Below are 2111 nucleotides of genomic sequence, written 5' to 3' on the forward strand. Positions count from 1 at the left end.
TGGCGCCGAATTGCTTCGGGCAAGAATGCTGCCACTTCGCCACACACTTTGAGGCAGAGCCTCAATGAATACAGTGCGACACTGGCCTTCTCCCACGGCGACGCCAACACCGCCGTGCTCGCCGCCGTCGGCTACAACTTCAGCCTCCTGCTCAACTGGCTGAGGCTTTTGTTCGCCTGCTTCCTGGCGCTGCTCGCAACAGCTCCAGCGTCACCGGTCCAGCCGCGATCAGCCTGACCTCCGGAAAATCAACCAGCATAACCTCTCAACCACGGCTGCCTTTCGACGCCCATGCCGGAAATCGCTCTTCTTCACTGCCGACTAAGAAAAAGCGCTGACCGCAAGGCCAGCGCTTTTTGTCTGGGCAGGGAAGCCTCAGTTGGCAATGCAGAAATGCTGCTCGCCGTCATTGCCGGTGAATGTGCCGGTGCGGGCGTTGAAGCTGCGATAACGGTCCGAGCAATAGACATACCAGTCACGCGTCCACGGTTCGGCACAACGGTAGGCGTAGAACACCTGCGGCTGCGCGTAGTAGCGGCGAACCGGTGCCGGGCGCACCCGTACGTGGCGATGATAGTAATCGCCATAGTAGTAATCGCGTGGCGGCGGCCGGTCATTGGTCAACCCGCCAACGATCAGCGCGCCGGCGGCAGGGCCGAGCACGCCGGCGGCAGGGCCGAGCACGCCGGCGGCAACCGCGTCGCCGTCGCCGTGATGGCCGTGAAGGCGCCAATCACCCGCATTGGCAGCGGGCAAAGTCGCGAGGGTAGTGGCGACCACGGCGGCGGACAGAACGGCCGTCTTGAAAATTCGGTTCATGTCGATCTCCTTCGTGCCGGCCGTTGAATTCGGGAGATGCGGTCCGGCGATACCGTGAACAAGCAAGCGGCGTACCTACTTGAAATTTCTGATTTTGCGCGTCTCGGACCGTCGGCATTGTCGACTTGCCGACCTTTTGGGTCCCGATCCGACAATCGACCCACTCCAAAATGCGCCACAGCAAACGGTCTAGTCCGGGCATGTCATGGTTCCTTGCTGCCATTGGCGCCCTGGCGTCTCCCAAAGGCTTTTACGACACAGTGCCAAGACACCCATGCCGGCGACCTAACAACTCCGGCAGTGGCCACGATGACCACGGTGCAATTAGGGGCAGTCACCAGCCCTGACGGAACTCTTGGGAATTGGTGACAAGGGTGGCGCCGATGTGACGGCTCCGCCACGCATGGGGGTTGGGGACGTCCAGGCTGCCAACGACATCAATCCACCAAAACAAAAAAACTTCGCCGACGTGGACTGGCTGCCAGGATTGATCTGCTGGTGGCTATAGGGCTCCAGTGAAGCCGAATTATCTGTCGCTGTCCGGAATTAAGCCGGGCTTAGGAGGTCGTCTCGGCGCTCGTGCAGAAGCTTGAGCGCATCGCTGCCGCATGACATGCCGCGAAGCGTGGTCTCGATCCGGGAAGACGAATGCTGCCGTCGCCGCTGGTAGCGGCAGCGCAGTTCCGGATTAGGTGGCAAAGCGCGCGAAGGGAGGTGTTCCCACCGTAGATGACAGTCGCTTCGTAGGCGTCGGCTCCCTCAACGTTGTGTTCGGCGCCTAAACTAAGCGCTGCAATAGCGCTGGGTCGTGAACTCGATGACGCCTCCGCTAGGGACTGGGCCAGTTGGATCGCTGATAATCGCCTTCAGATATTCCAGGAAATCGTAAGCTCTATGAGGCAGACGCATCGACGAAACAATCGATGACCAATATGTGGCGAGCCGTCTTGTCGGGTTGGCCATGCGCACCGCGGACGGGAATCTGCTAACCGCGGCAGAACTGAAACGAATCCGCCGAGAGGTGCGAGCGGCACTCACTCGATGAGGGTTACCAAACCTGTCGCTGGGGGTTACCAATCCGCGTGTTAGGTAGCCTTAAGTTCCCAATCGGGGCCGTAATAAGCTCAATGAAAACAAATGAACTAGGATTTGGTTGCTTACGCCAACCCTAGTCATTTCCGGAGACCACACCCGCCATGAACGATCCTACGCTATCGCTGAGCGGTTTGTCTGAGGATGGCAATGATGCCAACCGGCTGCGCTCCGATCCGATCTTCAAGATGGCCCAGGAT

The 2111-nt window shown here is 59.5% G+C and carries 1 protein-coding gene and 1 pseudogene; one reads left to right on the top strand and one right to left on the bottom strand.

Annotated elements, in window-relative coordinates:
• Positions 1-237: pseudogene (locus ACWGTO_RS33200) on the top strand (hypothetical protein); the annotation flags it as partial.
• A gap of 138 nt (positions 238-375) precedes the next feature.
• Here the strand turns inward: ACWGTO_RS33200 and ACWGTO_RS33205 are convergent.
• Entirely contained in the window at positions 376-819 is a 444-nt protein-coding gene (locus tag ACWGTO_RS33205) for a BA14K family protein (protein ID WP_454578918.1), read from the bottom strand.
• Positions 820-2111: the final 1292 nt, after the last annotated feature.

The sequence above is a fragment of the Mesorhizobium sp. PL10 genome (genome assembly GCF_053714315.1).

Bases quoted from the DNA above. Each gene is read 5' to 3' on its own strand.
- ACWGTO_RS33205 (WP_454578918.1), bottom strand. From the start codon at position 819: ATGAACCGAATTTTCAAGACGGCCGTTCTGTCCGCCGCCGTGGTCGCC.